This window comes from Streptomyces sp. NPDC050560 (assembly GCF_044457285.1).
GTDB lineage: Bacteria > Actinomycetota > Actinomycetes > Streptomycetales > Streptomycetaceae > Streptomyces.
Genome location: NZ_JBITGT010000005.1, coordinates 259,653 through 276,948 on the forward strand (window position 1 = coordinate 259,653; position 17,296 = coordinate 276,948).

General features: G+C 69.9%; 14 protein-coding genes. 13 read left to right on the plus strand and 1 reads right to left on the minus strand.

Features of this window, described 5'->3' with window-relative positions:
- Positions 1–498: a hypothetical protein gene (locus tag ACIBIW_RS13345; protein WP_399335308.1), complete on the minus strand. Its 498-nt coding sequence runs from the start codon at positions 496–498 to the stop codon at positions 1–3.
- Positions 499–716: 218 nt separating this feature from the next.
- Here ACIBIW_RS13345 and ACIBIW_RS13350 point away from each other — a divergent pair, with 218 nt between their 5' ends.
- The 13 genes from ACIBIW_RS13350 to ACIBIW_RS13410 all read left to right on the plus strand — a co-directional run bounded on the left by ACIBIW_RS13350 (position 717) and on the right by ACIBIW_RS13410 (position 17,285).
- The gene (locus ACIBIW_RS13350) at positions 717–3,086 is read left to right on the plus strand and encodes an ABC transporter family substrate-binding protein (RefSeq protein ID WP_399335309.1); all 2,370 of its coding nucleotides are present in this window, start codon (positions 717–719) and stop codon (positions 3,084–3,086) included.
- A 304-nt stretch (positions 3,087–3,390) separates the two neighbouring features.
- Positions 3,391–5,307, plus strand: a complete 1,917-nt coding sequence (gene typA, locus ACIBIW_RS13355) for a translational GTPase TypA (protein ID WP_399335311.1) — start codon at positions 3,391–3,393, stop codon at positions 5,305–5,307.
- Positions 5,308–6,014: 707 nt separating this feature from the next.
- The gene (locus ACIBIW_RS13360; RefSeq protein WP_399335313.1) at positions 6,015–7,667 is read left to right on the plus strand and encodes an ABC transporter substrate-binding protein; all 1,653 of its coding nucleotides are present in this window, start codon (positions 6,015–6,017) and stop codon (positions 7,665–7,667) included.
- A 189-nt stretch (positions 7,668–7,856) separates the two neighbouring features.
- Positions 7,857–8,783 (plus strand): ABC transporter permease, encoded by a 927-nt coding sequence (locus tag ACIBIW_RS13365; protein ID WP_399335315.1) that lies wholly within the window; start codon positions 7,857–7,859, stop codon positions 8,781–8,783.
- 34 nt (positions 8,784–8,817) lie between these two features.
- Positions 8,818–9,744, plus strand: a complete 927-nt coding sequence (locus tag ACIBIW_RS13370) for an ABC transporter permease (RefSeq protein WP_399335317.1) — start codon at positions 8,818–8,820, stop codon at positions 9,742–9,744.
- 69 nt (positions 9,745–9,813) lie between these two features.
- The gene (locus ACIBIW_RS13375; protein WP_399335319.1) at positions 9,814–10,884 is read left to right on the plus strand and encodes an ABC transporter ATP-binding protein; all 1,071 of its coding nucleotides are present in this window, start codon (positions 9,814–9,816) and stop codon (positions 10,882–10,884) included.
- Entirely contained in the window at positions 10,877–12,034 is a 1,158-nt protein-coding gene (locus ACIBIW_RS13380; protein ID WP_399335321.1) for an ABC transporter ATP-binding protein, read from the plus strand. Before ACIBIW_RS13375 ends, ACIBIW_RS13380 begins: the two co-directional genes overlap by 8 nt.
- Before the next feature lie 113 nt (positions 12,035–12,147).
- Positions 12,148–12,546: a VOC family protein gene (locus tag ACIBIW_RS13385; RefSeq protein WP_399335323.1), complete on the plus strand. Its 399-nt coding sequence runs from the start codon at positions 12,148–12,150 to the stop codon at positions 12,544–12,546.
- Complete coding sequence (locus tag ACIBIW_RS13390; RefSeq protein WP_399335325.1) at positions 12,543–13,127, plus strand: GNAT family N-acetyltransferase; 585 nt, start codon at positions 12,543–12,545, stop codon at positions 13,125–13,127. Before ACIBIW_RS13385 ends, ACIBIW_RS13390 begins: the two co-directional genes overlap by 4 nt.
- A 2-nt stretch (positions 13,128–13,129) precedes the next feature.
- Positions 13,130–13,525: a hypothetical protein gene (locus ACIBIW_RS13395; RefSeq protein ID WP_399335327.1), complete on the plus strand. Its 396-nt coding sequence runs from the start codon at positions 13,130–13,132 to the stop codon at positions 13,523–13,525.
- 108 nt (positions 13,526–13,633) lie between these two features.
- Positions 13,634–15,274 (plus strand): ABC transporter substrate-binding protein, encoded by a 1,641-nt coding sequence (locus ACIBIW_RS13400; RefSeq protein WP_399335329.1) that lies wholly within the window; start codon positions 13,634–13,636, stop codon positions 15,272–15,274.
- Between the two features lie 108 nt (positions 15,275–15,382).
- The gene (locus ACIBIW_RS13405; protein WP_399335331.1) at positions 15,383–16,306 is read left to right on the plus strand and encodes an ABC transporter permease; all 924 of its coding nucleotides are present in this window, start codon (positions 15,383–15,385) and stop codon (positions 16,304–16,306) included.
- Positions 16,299–17,285: an ABC transporter permease gene (locus ACIBIW_RS13410; protein ID WP_399335333.1), complete on the plus strand. Its 987-nt coding sequence runs from the start codon at positions 16,299–16,301 to the stop codon at positions 17,283–17,285. The genes ACIBIW_RS13405 and ACIBIW_RS13410 overlap by 8 nt, the downstream gene beginning before the upstream one ends.
- Positions 17,286–17,296 lie beyond the last annotated feature (11 nt).

The window sequence follows — 17,296 nt, forward strand, 5'->3', positions numbered from 1 at the left end:
TCAGCCGGTGGTGAGAGTGGCGCGTATCCGGTCGACGGCGCGCAGTACCTCGTCCCGGTTCCGCGCCCGCGTGACCCAGCGGGGGAGCCTGGCCACCAGCGTCATCTTCCGCCCGTGGTCGTACCAGGGCACCCGCTCCCGCAGCGACGCCGCCACGAAGCGCCGTACCAGGTCGAGGTGTTCGGGGTTGTACGCCCACAGCCACCCGTGCCGGGTCTCGGTCTGGAGCCAGAGCGGCAGCCCGAAATAGGGGTCGGTCGCGGGCTGCGACGTACCGGAGGAGAACGCCACACTCCGGCCGCTCCACGTCCGGGAGAGCCCGCAGCCGGTGCAGACCAGCCGCCGCGGCTCGAACAGCCCCGGCTCCTCGGGCGGCGCGTCGGGCGCCGGTACGACCCGTGCGGCCGCGGCGCAGCGGGGGCAGCGCACGAGCACAGAGCCGAGGAAGTCGTACTTGGTGCTGCGCGGATCGTGAAACCGCCGGGGAGCCGGGCCCATGGGCCCAGTATCGCGCCCTCCGCGACCGGGGCGCCGCCCGGGCGGCGGAGCGGGCCCGCGGGCGTTGGGCGGATCGGGTGGGCTTGGCCTCCGGGGCTCGCGTGTCTGCCCCGCTGCGCGAGGGCCGTCGCCTTCAGTGGGGTGAAAGATGTGATCAGCTTTCATATCGGACACATCTGATCATTCTTGACGGTCGGGCAGGCCAGGAGGTTTCTGAGATGTCCCAAGACGGCGTCAGACTGCGGTCTGCCCTGAGAGGTGCGGCGTTCCTGGCGGCGGGGGTGCTCACCGTCCCCGTGCTCGCCGGATGCGGGTCGGGGGAGGACTCGGGCAAGCCCGCCGCGCAGGACATCGCGCCCGCCGGGCGGGCCGGCCTCGCGGACGGGGGGACGGCCCGCTGGGCCGTCGACGCCGTGCCGGGGACGCTCAACGCCTTCCAGTCCGACGCGGACGCCGCCACCTCCCGGGTGGCGGGAGCGGTGCTGCCCGCCATGTTCGAACTGGACGGGCGCGGGCGGCCCAAAACCGACGCGGACTACCTGGAGTCCGCGAAGGTCGTCGAGAAGAAGCCACGCCAGGTCGTCGTCTACAAGCTGAGCCAGAAGGCGGTCTGGAGCAACGGGCGGGAGATCGGCGCCGCCGACTTCGCCGCCCAGTGGCACGCGCTCTCCGGCAAGGACACCGCGTACTGGACCGCGCGCAACGCCGGCTACGACCGCATCCAGAAGATCGAGCGCGGCGCCGACGACCTGGAGGTCCGCGTCACGTTCGGCAAGCCGTACGCGGACTGGCGCTCGCTCTTCTCGCCGCTCTACCCGAAGGACGTCATGGGCAGCCCCGACGCCTTCAACGACGGCGCGCGGCGCAAGCTGAAGGTCACCGCGGGACCGTTCGCGTTCGACGGCGTCGACGAGAAGAGCGGCGAGGTCGCCCTCAAACGCAACCCCCGCTGGTGGGGCCGCCCCGCCAAGCTGTCCAGGATCGTGCTGAAGGCGGTGCCGCCGGGCAAGCGGGCCGCCGCCCTCGCCGCGGGCACCGTCGACATCGCCGACGTCGACACCGCGGAGGCCCGCCGTATCGAGGCCGCCTCCGGCGGCCACGGCCCCCAGCACCCGCACCCCGGCGCCTCGGCCGCCTCCGCCGCGTCGGCCTCCGCCGCCTCGGCCGCCGCCGACAAGGGGCGCCAGGATGCCGACGGGAAGGCGGAGGGCGACGGCGGCGCCGGGGACCACGGCGCCTCCGGCGCGAAGCCGGCCCGGGGGGAGGCGGCGGCCGAGCGGGCCGGGCTCGCCAAGTTCGACGTGCGCAAGTCGCTTGAGCCCGCGTACACCCAGCTCGCCCTGAACGGCTCCTCCGGGCCGCTCGCGGACGAGCGGGTACGGCGGGCCGTGGCCCGCGCCATCGACCGCAAGGCGCTGGCCAAGCTGGTGCTGCGCCCGCTCGGGCTGCCCGCGGAGACCGTCGGCAGCCATCTCGCGCTCGCAGGACAGGAGGGCTACACGGACGGCAGCGGCGCCCTCGGCAAGCAGGACAAGGCCGAGGCCGAGGCGCTGCTCGCGGACGCCGGGTGGGTACGGGGGAAGGCCCCGGCCGACTCCGGCACCGCGGGCGGGAAGGCGGGCGCCGAGCAGGAGGGCAAGCAGGAAGGCAAGCAGAAGGACCAGAAGGACCAGAAGGACCAGAAGGGCGACGAGGGGCAGGGCGGGGCCGGCTCGGGCAGCGGGCACGAGGACGCCTCCGACGGCAAGGGCGCCCCGGCGAAGGACGGGCACGCCGCCGAGCGGTCGGCCGACCGCTCCACCGACGACAAGCCGGGCGCCCTCCCGCCCGCCAGGCAGCAGGCGCAGCCCGCCGCACGCCCCGTCGTCGCCCCGGCGGAGCAGGCCGCCTTCGCCGCCGCAGGGCACCCGGAGGCCGCCCCCGCGCTCGGGCACGCCGAGCACACGGGGGAGCGGGCCGCGGCCCAGGACGGCCCCCGGCACCTGACCCAGGGCGGGGCGCCCGGCGCGTATGCCCCCAAGGGCACCGCGGCCCCGGCCAACGCGGGTCCTGGGGCGCTCGCCAAGAACGGCAAGCCGCTCACGCTGCGCTTCGTGCTGCCCTCGGGGACCGGCTCCGAGTCGCTGCGCACCGTGGGCGAGCGCATCTCCAGGATGCTGGAGAAGATCGGCATCCGCACCGAGATCACCAAGGTCGCCGACGACAGCTACTTCGCCGACCACATCGCCTCGGGCCAGTACGACCTCGCGCTCTACTCCTGGCCGGGCTCCGCGTTCCCCGCGACCGACGCCCGGCCGATCTTCGCCAAGCCGGTGCCCGCTGCCGACGGCTCGCTGAACGTGGAGCAGAACTACACCCGGGTCGGCACCGACCACATCGACCAGCTCTTCGACCGCGCCGCCACCGAGCTGGACGGCGCCAAGGCCCGCGACATCATGAAGAAGGCGGACGCGCGGATCTGGGCCGAGGCCGGGTCCATCCCGCTCTACCAGCGCCCCCAGCTCGTGGCCGTCCGCGCGGGCCTCGCCAACGTCGGCGCCTTCGGCTTCGAGGCGCCACGCTATGAGGACATCGGCTTCAGGAAGTAGCGCCGTGCCGTGACCTCAAGGCCGACTGCGGACGAACCCCCGGGGAACCCTCCCGGGGGTCTCGCCGTTGTGCGGCCCCGCACGGCGGCCGTCGCGACGGCGCGTGTGATCCTGGCCAACGTCACTGAGCTGCGAGGACGCCCCCGCGGCAGGCCCTGGCACGGGCGCACGCGCCGGTACGGGTCATCCCCGCGGGGCCGCGCCGCTTACCATGGACACGGCCGTGGCCGCCGCGCCCGGGCCCCGCGTGCGTACCCACCAGGGTTACGCAGCCACCACTCGATCCCTGGAGAAGCGCCGCACTATGGCTCGCACTATCGCGCGTCACGACATCCGCAACGTCGCCATCGTCGCCCACGTCGACCACGGCAAGACCACCCTGGTCGACGCGATGCTCAAGCAGGCGGGCGCGTTCGCCGCGCACGCCGCCGAGCACCTCGACGACCGGATGATGGACTCCAACGACCTGGAACGTGAGAAGGGCATCACGATCCTGGCCAAGAACACCGCCGTGAAGTACCACCCCAAGGACGGCGGGGAGCCCATCACCATCAACATCATCGACACCCCGGGCCACGCCGACTTCGGCGGCGAGGTCGAGCGCGGCCTGTCCATGGTGGACGCGGTGGTGCTGCTGGTGGACGCCTCCGAGGGCCCGCTGCCCCAGACCCGTTTCGTGCTGCGCAAGGCCCTCCAGGCCCGGATGCCCGTGATCCTCTGCATCAACAAGACGGACCGCCCCGACTCCCGTATCGACGAGGTCGTCAACGAGACGTACGACCTCTTCCTCGACCTGGACGCCGACGAGGAGCAGATCGAGTTCCCGATCGTCTACGCCTGCGCCCGCGACGGGGTCGCCTCCCTCACCAAGCCCGCCGACGGCACGGTCCCCGAGGACAGCACCAATCTGGAGCCGTTCTTCACCACGCTCCTCGAACACGTCCCGGCCCCCTCGTACGAGGAGGGCGCCCCGCTCCAGGCCCACGTCACCAACCTCGACGCCGACAACTTCCTCGGCCGCATCGCCCTGCTCAGGGTGGAGCAGGGCGAGCTGAAGAAGGGCCAGACGGTCGCCTGGATCAAGCGGGACGGCACCGTGTCCAACGTCCGCATCAGCGAGCTGCTGATGACCGAGGCGCTGACCCGGGGGCCCGCGGAGAAGGCGGGGCCCGGCGACATCTGCGCGGTGGCCGGCATCCCCGACATCATGATCGGCGAGACCCTGGCGGACACCGAGAAGCCGGTGGCGCTGCCCCTGATCACCGTCGACGAGCCGGCGATCTCCATGGTGATCGGCACCAACACCTCCCCGCTGGTCGGCCGCGGCGGCAGCGGCAAGGGCGCCGACAACAAGGCGGCGATCAAGGACCGCAAGGTGACCGCGCGTCAGGTCAAGGACCGCCTTGAGCGCGAGCTTGTCGGCAACGTGTCGCTGCGGGTGCTGGAGAGCGAGCGCCCCGACGCCTGGGAGGTGCAGGGCCGCGGTGAGCTGGCGCTGGCCATCCTGGTCGAGACGATGCGCCGGGAGGGCTTCGAGCTGACGATCGGCAAGCCGCAGGTCGTCACCAGGGAGATCGAGGGCAAGCTCCACGAGCCCATCGAGCGGATCACCATCGACGTGCCCGAGGAGCACATGGGCGCGGTCACCCAGCTCATGGGCACCCGCAAGGGCCGTATGGACAACATGTCCAACCATGGCTCCGGCTGGGTCCGCATGGAGTTCATCGTGCCCTCCCGCGGCCTCATCGGCTTCCGCACGGAGTTCCTGACCAGCACCCGCGGCACCGGTATCGCGCACTCGATCCACGAGGGGCACGAGCCCTGGTTCGGCGAGCTGAAGACCCGTAACAACGGCTCCCTGGTCGCGGACCGCGCGGGCGCGGTCACGGCGTTCGCCATGACCAACCTCCAGGAGCGCGGGGTGCTGTTCGTGGAGCCGGGCACCGAGGTGTACGAGGGCATGATCGTCGGGGAGAACTCGCGCTCCGACGACATGGACGTCAACATCACCAAGGAGAAGAAGCTCACGAACATGCGGTCGTCGACCGCGGATGTGACCGAGTCGATCGTTCCGCCGCGCAAGCTGTCGCTTGAGCAGTCGCTTGAGTTCTGCCGGGACGACGAGTGCGTGGAGGTCACCCCGGAGGCGGTCCGCATCCGCAAGGTCGCGCTGGACGCCAGGACCAGGGCCAGGGCGGCGTCCCGCGCCAAGCACGGCTGAGCCGGAGGGCGCCCCGCCCGCCACCGCCTCCCGCGGTGCGGGGCGCCCGGCCCCTACATCGGCGCCCGGTTTGTCCGTGTAAAGGGCATTCAGGAGTCGAACATTCGCTCAGGGGCGTCATGCCGCCCTGTGCCGCTCACCACACTCGCGAGGGGCCGTGTGCGCCCCGAAGTGCGCCCCGTTCGCCCCGTACGCACCAAATCCCGTACAACGCGCGGGCATTGACCCATAAGGGAGCCGGGTGACAATTCTCCGGCCGGTCTGTCTACGCGCGGGGATTGACGCTACGCTGCCATCCGTCGCGGGCTCAGGGGAGGGCTCGTCGAGTCCGTCGGAAGCCATCGGCGGGCTTTATGGTTCGCCGCCGCGACCGCAACTGCTTTTCCTTCTCCGAGCGTCCGGAATGCGAACACGGATGACCGATAGATATGTAACACGTCCGTTTCGCGGCCATCTATCTCGGATCGGTTTGTCCGGATTTTGGGAGAAGTGCTAGCAGGTGTGATCGAACCGAAACCAAAAGAGTGTGGTCGGGTCGTACCCCATGGCAGATAGTTGAGCGCGAAGCTCGGGTCATTGGGTCACGCGCTGTGGGGAGCGGCGGCTCACGAGCACTCTGGGGCACTTGATCCTCGCCGTTCACCGTGACGGTGCGGCGAACCGTGCCCTCTCTTGCAGTGAACAAGTGGACTCATGAGGAGGAACCCATGCGTGGTGCCAAGAGCGCCAAGTGGGTCGCGGGGGCGATCATCATCGCGCTGTCAGCGACGGCTTGCGGCAGCAGCGACGATGACTCGGGCAAGGGCGACGGAGGTTCCGGCAAGTCCGGCGGCACCTTCAGCATGGGCATCACGGAGCCGGTGGCGATCGACCCGTACAACGCCCAGGAGTCCGAGGGCATGCTCGTCGCCGACAACCTCTTCACGGGTCTGTACTCGCCGACCGCCGACGGTCAGGTGAAGCCCGAGCTGGCCACGTCCAAGACGGTCAGCAAGGACGGCAAGACCTGGACGTTCAAGATCAAGCCCGGCACCAAGTTCACCAACGGCGAGGCGGTCAACGCCGAGTCGTTCATCCGCGGCTGGAACCGCGTCGTCCAGAAGAAGTCCGCCTCCGACGTGGCCTACCACCTCGCCGGCATCGACGGCTTCGCCGACGTGCAGTCCGGCAAGGCCGACGAGATGAAGGGCCTGTCCGCGCCCGACGAGAACACCCTCCAGGTGAAGCTCTCCGCCCCGGACTTCGAGTTCTACATCAAGACGACCCACACCGTCTTCAGCCCGGTCCCGAAGGTCGCGGGCGACGGCAAGAACCAGAAGTTCAACGAGGCCCCCATCGGCAACGGCCCGTTCAAGATCTCGGGCAAGTGGGAGCACAACAAGCGGATCACGCTCGTCCGCAACGACGACTACGGCCTGACCAAGGCCCACCTCGACAAGGTCAACGTCGACATCCTGAACTCCGCCAACGGTGTCAACCTGGAGTACCAGGGCTTCCAGTCGGGACAGTACGACTGGGCCCGCATGCCCACCCCGCAACTGCCCGCCGCCAAGGCGAAGTACGACCCGCAGGGCGAGTGGATCGACGAAGACACCAACGGCATGAACTACCTGCTGCCGATCACCGACAACGGCCCGCTGAAGAACCGCGACGCGCGTGAGGCGATCTCGTACGCCATCGACCGCGACGCGATCGTCAAGGGCGTGTTCCAGGGCATGCAGACGAAGTCGACCACGATCCTCCCCGAGGTCTTCAAGGACGTCTACCAGAAGAACCTCTGCACCTCCTGCGTCAAGCAGGACAAGGCCAAGGCCAAGTCGCTCGCCAAGAGCGGCGGCCTGAAGGCGGGTGCCACCCTGGAGCTGGCGTACAACACGGGCGCAGGGCACGAGGAGTGGGTGCAGGCCGTCAAGCAGCAGGTCCAGGACGTCCTCGGGCTGAAGATCAAGCTCGTCGCCAAGCCGTTCGCCGAGCTGCTCTCCGACCAGCAGAAGCCCGCCGCCACCGGCATGTACCGCTTCTCCTGGGGCGCGGACTACCCGACCCCGGACAACTACCTGTACCCGCTGCTCGACACGGCGTCCATCAACAAGGACTCCAGCGGCAAGGTCACCGGTGACAACCGCGGCCGCTACAGCAACAAGAAGTTCGACGACCTGCTCGCACAGGCCCGCGGCACCTCCGACCAGGCCGGCCGCAACAAGATCTACCAGCAGGCCGAGAAGGTCGCCCTCGACGACATGGCGCTGATCCCGTTCACCAACAGGACCCAGCTCCGCCTGGCGAACACCAAGAAGTGGGACAACCTCACCATGGACTTCCACGAGGACCCCGACCTCCAGAACGTCACCCTGAAGTAAGGGGTCGCCGCGTACGCGGCAGCCGTCCCCCGGGGGCCGCGGTACGACAGCGAGGCACGCTCGTACCGCGGCCCCCGTACGATCGTTCGGGAGCAGGGTGGGACCCACCCGGCCTCCCGGTTCCCCACTCACCCCCACGCGCGGGGGACAAGCTGCCGGGCGCGGCAGTGAGGTAGGAAGAGGCAAGTCATGGGAAGGTATGTGGTCCGCAGGCTGGGCCAGTTGATCATCGTCGTGCTCGGCGCGACGCTGATCCTGTTCGCCAGCCTCTTCGTGCTGCCGGGCGACCCGGTCGGACAGATCGCGGGCAGTGACAAGGCGCGAGACCCCGCGGTGATCGAGCAGTTGCACAAGGAGTACGGCCTCGACAAGCCGCTCGTGGTCCAGTACGGCACCTATGTCGGCAAGCTGGTCAAGGGCGACCTCGGCGAGGACTACACCCAGCGCAGGCCGGTCACCGAGATCCTGGGCCCGAAGATCGTCAACACCGCCAAGCTGGCGGTCGCCGCGATCATCTTCGACATCATCATCGGCATGTTCGCCGGAATCGTCGCCGCGATCAAGAGATATTCGGTATGGGATATCTCGGTGACGTTCGTCACCACACTCGCCATCGGCGTCCCGTCGATCGTGCTCGGCATGATCATGCAGCGCATCTTCGTCATCCAGCTCGACTGGTTCCCCCTCATCGCCGACGGCAGCTTCAAGTCCATGATCCTGCCCGCGATCACCCTGGCGATCATCGACGCCGCGCTCGTCGCGCAGTTGGCGCGCTCGACGATGCTCGAAGTGATCCGCGCCGACTACGTGAAGACCGCCGTGGCCAAGGGCCTCTCACGGCGCACCGTGCTGGTACGGCACATCCTGCGCAACTCGGTGATCCCCGTCATCACCTATCTGGGCATCTCCTTCGGCGCGCTCCTCGGCGGCGCCATCATCACGGAGACGATCTTCAACTGGAACGGCATCGGGCTCGCGCTGATCCAGGCGATCCAGCAGAACAACAACCCCGTGATCGTGGGGGTGGTGACGATCAGTGTGGCGGTCTTCGTCGTACTGAACCTGATCGTCGACCTGCTGTACGCCGCCCTCGATCCGCGTATCCGCCTGGCCTGACGCGCCGGATCGTCACCGACTAGGAGTCATCACCATGACCGAACTCGTCACCGGCCAGGAGTCGCCGAACCAGACGGGGCCCGCCCAGGTGACCCCGCAGGGCGCGGAGCCCGCCGTCGTCAGGGTCAGCCAGTGGGCCGACATCCGGCACCGCTTCTTCGCCAACAAGCTCGCCGTCCTCGGCCTGATCATCCTCGCCGTGCTGGTGGTCGTCGCGATCTTCGCGCCGCTGATCGCCCCCGACGACCCGCTCAAGCAGCACCTCACCAACACCCTCCAGTCGCCCGGCGGCAGCCATCTGCTCGGCACCGACTCCCTCGGGCGCGACCAGTTCTCCCGGCTGATCTACGGCAGCCGTATCGCCGTCATCGTCGGCCTCGCCTCGATCCTGGTGGCCCTCGTTATCGGCGTGCTGCTCGGCTCGCTCGCGGGCTACTTCGGCAAGTGGGTCGACTCGGTGATCATGCGCGTGGCGGATATCTTCTTCGCCTTCCCGCTGCTGATCGGCGCCATCGTCATCATCCTGCTGATGGGCCGCGGCGTGCTGCCCGTCGTCCTCTCGCTCGGCATCTTCTCCTGGGCGACCTTCGCCCGGCTGCTGCGCAGCCAGATCCTGTCCGTGCGCGAGATGGACTACGTGATGGCGGCGCGGGCGCTCGGCGCGAGCGGCGGCCGCATCATCCGCAAGCACGTCCTGCCCAACTCGCTCTCCGCCGTGCTGGTGTACGCCACCAGCAACGTCGGCATCGCCATCGTCGCCGAGGCGTCCCTGTCGTACCTGGGCGTCGGCGTCGACCCCGAGGTCGCCGAGTGGGGCAACATGATCGCCGCGGGCCGCGACTTCATGGGCGTCAAGGACTTCATGTGGCTCTACCCCAGCATCGCGATCGTGGTCACCGCCCTCGGCTTCGTGCTCCTCGGCAACGGCCTGCGCGACGCCCTCGACCCGAAGCTCAGGTGACCGGCCATGACGGAACTGACGAAACCGGGCAAGGACACACCGGGCAAGGAAAGCAGTAAGGGTGAGGGCATGACGAGCCCAGACAAGACCGCGCAGGCCGCCGAGGCCACCGCCGCAGCGAAGGGCGACGGCGGGCAGTCCGCCCCCCTGCTCGAAGTGCGCGACCTGCACGTGGAGTTCAAGGTGCGGGACGCGGTGACCAGGGCGGTCAACGGCGTCACTTACAACGTCAGCGCGGGCGAGACCCTCGCGGTGCTCGGCGAGTCGGGGTCGGGCAAGTCCGTGACCGCCCAGGCCATCATGGGCATCCTGGACAGCCCGCCCGGACGCATCGCGGGCGGCGAGATCCTCTTCCAGGGCCGGGACATCCTGACCCTGTCCGACAACGAGCGCCGCAAGCTGCGCGGCGCCAAGATGGCGATGATCTTCCAGGACGCGCTGTCGTCGCTGAACCCGGTGCTCACGGTGGGCTTCCAGCTCGGCGAGATGTTCCGCGCCCACCTCGGCATGTCCCGCAAGGACGCCAAGGCCAGGGCCGTGGAGCTGATGGACCGGGTGCGCATCCCCGCGGCGCGGCAGCGGGTGAACGACTACCCGCACCAGTTCTCCGGCGGTATGCGCCAGCGCATCATGATCGCGATGGCGCTCGCCCTCGAACCGGACCTGATCATCGCGGACGAGCCGACGACGGCGCTCGACGTCACCGTCCAGGCCCAGGTGATGGACCTCCTCGCCGAACTCCAGCGGGAGTTCAACATGGGGCTCATCCTGATCACCCACGACCTCGGCGTCGTCGCGGACGTCGCCGACAAGATCGCGGTGATGTACGCGGGCCGCATCGTCGAGACCGCCCCGGTGCACGAGCTGTACAAGCGGCCCGCGCACCCGTACACCAAGGGCCTGCTGGAGTCGATCCCCCGGCTCGACCACAAGGGCCAGGAGCTGTACGCGATCAAGGGCCTGCCGCCCAACCTCCAGCAGATCCCGCCGGGCTGCGCCTTCAACCCGCGCTGCTCGATGGCGCGTGACATCTGCCGTACCGACGTGCCGCCGCTGGTCCCCGTGACCGAGCCGGACGGCACGGAACTGCCGGGACGCGGCTCCGCGTGCCACTTCTGGAAGGAGACGATCCATGGCTGAGCCGGCCGACCTGAGCAAGGGCGCGACCGACCCCGACGCGACCCCGAGCGTCAGCGAGGTGGACGTCGTGGACGCCGGCACCGAGGCGGAGGCCGTCGAGGCCATCGAGGCGCCCGTCGAGACCGGCGAGCCGATCCTCCAGGTGCGCAACCTGGTCAAGCACTTCCCGCTGACCCAGGGCATCATCTTCAAGCGGACCGTCGGCGCCGTCAAAGCCGTCGACGGGATCTCCTTCGACCTCCACCAGGGCGAGACCCTGGGTATCGTCGGCGAGTCGGGCTGCGGCAAGTCCACCGTCGCCAAGCTGCTGATGACGCTGGAGAGCGCCACCGCGGGCGAGGTGTTCTACAAGGGCCAGGACATCACCAAGCTGTCGGGCCGCGCCCTCAAGGCGGTACGGCGCAACATCCAGATGGTGTTCCAGGACCCGTACACCTCCCTCAACCCGCGGATGACCGTCGGCGACATCATCGGGGAGCCGTTCGAGATCCACCCCGAGGCCGCCCCGAAGGGCGACCGGCGCGCACGCGTGCAGGAACTGCTGGACGTGGTCGGGCTCAACCCCGAGTACATCAACCGCTATCCGCACCAGTTCTCCGGCGGCCAGCGCCAGCGCATCGGCATCGCGCGCGGCCTCGCGCTCAACCCCGAGGTCATCATCTGCGACGAGCCGGTCTCCGCGCTCGACGTGTCCGTGCAGGCGCAGGTCATCAATCTGATGGAGCGCCTCCAGGACGAGTTCGACCTCTCGTACATCTTCATCGCCCACGACCTGTCCATCGTGCGCCACATCTCCGACCGGGTCGGGGTCATGTACCTCGGCAAGATGGCGGAGATCGGCACCGACGAGCAGATCTACGAGTACCCCACCCACCCGTACACCCAGGCGCTGCTGTCCGCGGTGCCGGTGCCGGACCCGGAGGCGCGCGAGGGCCGGGAGCGGATCATCCTCTCGGGCGACGTGCCCTCCCCGGCCAACCCGCCCTCGGGCTGCCGCTTCCGCACCCGCTGCTGGAAGGCGCAGGACCGCTGCGCCACCGAGGTGCCCGTGCTCGCCGTGCCCGAGCGGTTCCAGGGCGAGGACACCCCGGCGGCACACGAGTCGGCGTGCCACTTCGCCGAGGAGAAGGACGTCGTCCACGCGGCGTGACACACCGTCCCGGGCCCGGCGCCGCCGCCGGGCCCGGTCCCGTACGGCCTTCGTACGGAGCACGACGCGGGCCCCCGCGCGCGGTACCGGCCCGTAAGGAGAGGGGGCGCGGGATGCCGCTGCACCATATCGAACTGTGGGTGCCCGACCTGGAGCGGGCCCGTACCACCTGGGGCTGGCTGCTGACCCGCCTCGGCTGGGAGAAGTACCAGGACTGGCCGGCCGGGGTGAGCTGGCGCGAGGGCGACACCTATCTGGTGGTGGAGCAGTCGCCCGCGCTGAGCGCCGGCGCCCACGAGCGCACCCGCCCGGGACTCAACCACCTCGCCTTCCACGTGGCGGACGCGGCCGCCCTCGACGCCCTGTACGCCGAGGCTCCAGGGCACGGCTGGTCGCCGCTGTTCGCCGAGCGCTACCCGCACGCGGGCGGCCCCGAGCACCGCGCCGCGTACCTGGAGGACGCCGACGGCTTCGAGGTGGAGCTGGTCGCCCCCGCGGGGGAGCCGCGGTGAGGCCAGGCGACACGGGCCCGCTGCCCTTCCGGGAGCTGACGGGCTACGGGCTCAGGCTGCGGGCCTGGCGCGAGGACGACGCCAGGGACGCGCTGCGCGGCCTGCGCGACCCGGAGTCGCAGCGCTGGGCGGCGGGCATGGTGCAGCCCTCCGACCTGGCCGGGGTGCTGGTCATGCTGAAGAAGCGGGCGGAACGGGTGACCGCGGGCGACCTCGCCCCGTTCTGCATAGCGGACGCCGGGAGCGACGCGGTCCTCGGCAGCGTGGAGCTGCACACCGTCAACCGGGGCATGGGCCACGGCGGCGTCGGCTACTGGCTGCTGCCCGATGCGCGCGGGCGCGGCGTGGTGACCCGGGCGGTGGAGCTGGTCACCCGCTGGGGCTTCGACGACGTGGGGCTGCACCGGCTCGACCTCGGCCACGCCCTGGAGAACACGGCGTCCTGCCGGGTCGCCGCGCGCTGCGGCTACCTCCTGGAGGGCACCATGCGCGGCTTCCTGCCCACCTCCACCCCCGGGGTCCGCCACGACACCCATCTGCACGCCAGGCTCTCCACCGACCCGGCGCCCGGGGTCGTCTGACGATGGCGTCCGGCGCCGCCCCCCGGCCCTCGCGCGGCCCGCTCCCGCGGAGGCTGCTGCTGACCGCGTTACCGCTGGTGCTCGCCTTCTGCGTGGGCCTGCTCGTGCTCGGCACCGGGCTGCACCCGCGCCCCGGCACGGTGCAGTGCCCCGGCGAGGTGATCTCGGGCCGCGACGGCGAGGAGACCCCGGGGCCCATGCGCCCGGGGGACACCTGCGCGCTGTGGGACCACGGCAGGCACGGGGGCATGCGCAGCTACGGGCAGCAGCGGGCGATACAGCTCCGCGACGCCCGCCGCCTGGCCTGGATCGGCGGCGCCGTCTGCGGCGTCGTGCTGCTCGGCTCCTGCGCGCTGGTCGTACGCCACCGGCGTCGCCGCACGCCCGCGGACACCTGACCGGCCACCCGCCCTGAGCGGCGGGCCCCACCCGTACGGCCGCACAGCGCGTGCACCCTCCGCCACCCAGCGCGATATTCGGGATTAGTCGGGTATCTGGGAGGAACCATGCGTGGAGCCACAGCCGTCAGGTGCGGTGCGGGTGCGGCGGCCCTGGCGCTCGCCGTGACGGGCTGCGGCGGGGGCGGGGACAGCGGGGGCGGCAGCGGCGGAGGGGGCGGGGGAGTGGTCCGCTCCTCCTGGGGCGACCCGCAGAACCCGCTGGAGCCCGCCAACACCAACGAGGTGCAGGGCGGCAAGGTCCTCGACATGGTCTTCCGCGGGCTCGTCCGCTACGACCCCAAGACCGGCGAGGCCAAGGACATGCTCGCCCAGAAGATCGACACCAAGGACTCGCAGAACTTCACCGTCACCGTCAAGAACGGCTGGACCTTCTCCAACGGCGAGAAGGTCACCGCCAAGTCCTTCGTGGACGCCTGGAACTACGGCGCGAGCCTGAAGAACAACCAGAAGAACGCCTACTTCTTCGAGTACATCGACGGCTATGACAAGGTCCATCCGGACAGCGGCAAGCAGAGCGCGAACACCCTCTCCGGGCTGAAGGTCACCGGCGCCCGCACCTTCACGGTGCGGCTCAGCCAGAAGTTCTCCACCTGGCCCAAGACCCTCGGCTACGCGGCCTTCGCGCCGCTGCCCCGGGCGTTCTACACCGACCACGCGAACTGGCTGAAGCGCCCCGTCGGCAACGGCCCGTACAAGGTGGACTCGTACACCAGGGGCTCCCAGATGTCGCTGCGGAAGTGGGACGGGTACCCGGGCTCCGACAAGGCGCAGAACGACGGCGTCGACCTCAAGGTCTACACCGACAACAACACCGCCTACACCGATCTGACCGCGGGCAACCTCGACCTCGTCGACGACGTGCCCGCGTCCCAGCTCAAGAACGTCAAGAACGACCTCCAGGGCCGCTACCTCAACACCCCCGCGGGCATCATCCAGACGCTCGCGTTCCCGTTCTACGACAAGCGGTGGAACACCGCCGACGGCGCCAAGGTGCGCACCGGCCTCTCGATGGCGATCAACCGCAAGCAGATCACCGACACCATCTTCCAGAAGACCAGGACCCCCGCCACCGACTGGACCTCACCGGTGCTCGGCAAGGACGGCGGCTACAAGGCCGGGCTCTGCGGCGACGCCTGCGCGTACAAGCCGTCCGAGGCGAAGAAGCTCGTCAAGGAGGGCGGCGGCATCCCCGGCGGCCAGGTCAAGATCGGCTACAACGCCGACACCGGCAGCCACAAGGACTGGGTCGACGCGATCTGCAACAGCATCAACAACGCCCTCGACAACGACAAGGCGTGCGTCGGCAGCCCCACCGGCACCTTCGCCGACTTCCGCAACAAGATCACCCAGAAGAAGATGACGGGCCCCTTCCGCGCCGGCTGGCAGATGGACTACCCGCTCATCCAGAACTTCCTCCAGCCGCTCTACTACACCAACGCCTCGTCCAACGACGGCAAGTGGAGCAACAAGAAGTTCGACTCCCTGGTCAACCAGGCCAACGCGGAGAGCGACACGGCGGCGGCGGTCAAGAAGTTCCAGCAGGCCGAGGAGGTCGTGCGGGACGAGATGGCGGCCATCCCGCTCTGGTACCAGAACGGCAGCGCAGGCTACTCGGACCGGGTCTCGAACGTCGCCCTGAACCCGTTCAGCGTCCCCGTCTACAACCAGATCAAGGTCAACAGCTAAGCGGCGGAGCCCGGCCCCGGCGCACCACACGTGCCGGGGCCGCCAGGCACCCCGGCGGCCACCGCCGCCCCGGTGCGCGCTCCGCGGCACTGACCCCCGGAGCCGCTCATGGGACGTTATCTGATCCGGCGTCTGCTCCAGATGATCCCGGTGTTCATCGGAACCACTCTGCTGATCTTCCTGATGGTCAACGTGATGGGCGACCCCGTCGCGGGCCTGTGCGGGGACCGCTCCTGCGACCCGGAGACGGCCGCGCAGCTCAAGCACGAGTTCGGCCTCGACGAGCCGCTGTGGCAGCAGTACCTGACCTATATGGGGCACCTGTTCACCGGGGACTTCGGCACCGCCTTCAACGGGCAGGACGTCACCGAGCTGATGGGCGAGGCGTTCCCCGTCACGATCAGGCTCACCCTCATCGCGATCCTCTTCGAGATCGTCGTCGGCATCACCCTCGGCGTCGTCACGGGGCTGCGCCGCGGCCGCCCCGTCGACACCGGGGTGCTGCTGCTGACCCTCGTGGTGATCTCGGTGCCGGTGTTCGTGACAGGACTGCTGCTGCAACTGCTCCTCGGCGTCAAGTGGGGCTGGATCTCGCCCGCGGTGTCCACCGAGGCCAACGTCGACGAACTGATCCTGCCGGGACTCGTCCTCGCGTCCACCTCCCTCGCCTACGTCACCCGGCTCACCAGGACGTCCATCGCGGAGAACCGGCGCGCCGACTACGTGCGCACCGCCGTCGCCAAGGGGCTGCCGAGGCGCCGGGTCACCGTCAGGCACCTGCTGCGCAACTCGCTCATCCCGGTGGTCACCTTCATCGGCACCGACATCGGCTTCCTGATGGGCGGCGCCATCGTCACCGAGCGGATCTTCAACATCCACGGCGTCGGATTCCAGCTCTACCAGGGCATCCTGCGCCAGAACACCCAGACCGTGGTCGGCTTCGTCACGGTGCTTGTGCTGGTGTTCCTGGCCGCGAACCTGCTCGTCGACCTCCTGTACGCCGTACTCGACCCGAGGATTCGCTATGCCTGAGCAGGGGCCACAGGGTCCTGACGACGCCATCGCGCCCACCGGGGCCGGCGGCGCGATGGACCTCGCCGCGTCCGAGGGCGGCACCCTCGCCCCGGGCGGCGCGGGGCCCGAGGGCGGCCGGCCCGCCGGGGAGGCCGCGCGCAGCCTCTGGTCGGACGCCTGGCGCGACCTGCGACGCAACCCGGTCTTCATCATCGCGGGACTCGTCATCGTCTTTCTGGTGCTGATCGCGATCTGGCCGTCCCTGATCGCCTCGGGGAACCCGCTGAAGTGCGACCTGTCCAAGGCCCAGCAGGGGCCGAGCCCCGGGCACCCCTTCGGCTTCGACACCCAGGGCTGCGACGTCTACACCCGCACCGTGCACGGCGCCCGCGCCTCCGTCACCGTCGGCGTCTGCGCCACCCTCGGGGTCGCGATCCTCGGCTCCGTGCTCGGCGCCGTCGCGGGCTTCTTCGGCGGCGCCTGGGACGCGGTGCTCTCCCGGCTCACCGACATCTTCTTCGGCATCCCCGTCGTCCTCGGCGGCCTGGTGCTGCTGTCCGTCATCACCAACACCACCGTCTGGCCCGTGATCGGGTTCATCGTGCTGCTCGGCTGGCCGCAGATCTACCGCATCGCGCGCGGCAGCGTCATCACCGCCAAGCAGAACGACTACGTACAGGCCGCGCGGGCCCTCGGCGCCTCCAACGGACGGATGCTGGTGCGGCACATCGCGCCCAACGCGGTCGCGCCCGTCATCGTCGTCGCCACCATCGCGCTGGGCACCTACATCGCCCTCGAAGCCACCCTGTCGTACCTCGGCGTCGGCCTGAAGCCGCCGACCGTGAGCTGGGGCATCGACATCTCCGCCGCCTCGCCCAACATCCGCAACGCCCCGCACATGGTGCTGTGGCCCGCGGGCGCCCTGGCCCTCACCGTCCTGGCGTTCATCATGCTCGGCGACGCCGTGCGCGACGCCCTCGACCCCAAGCTGCGCTGAGGAGAGCCCCC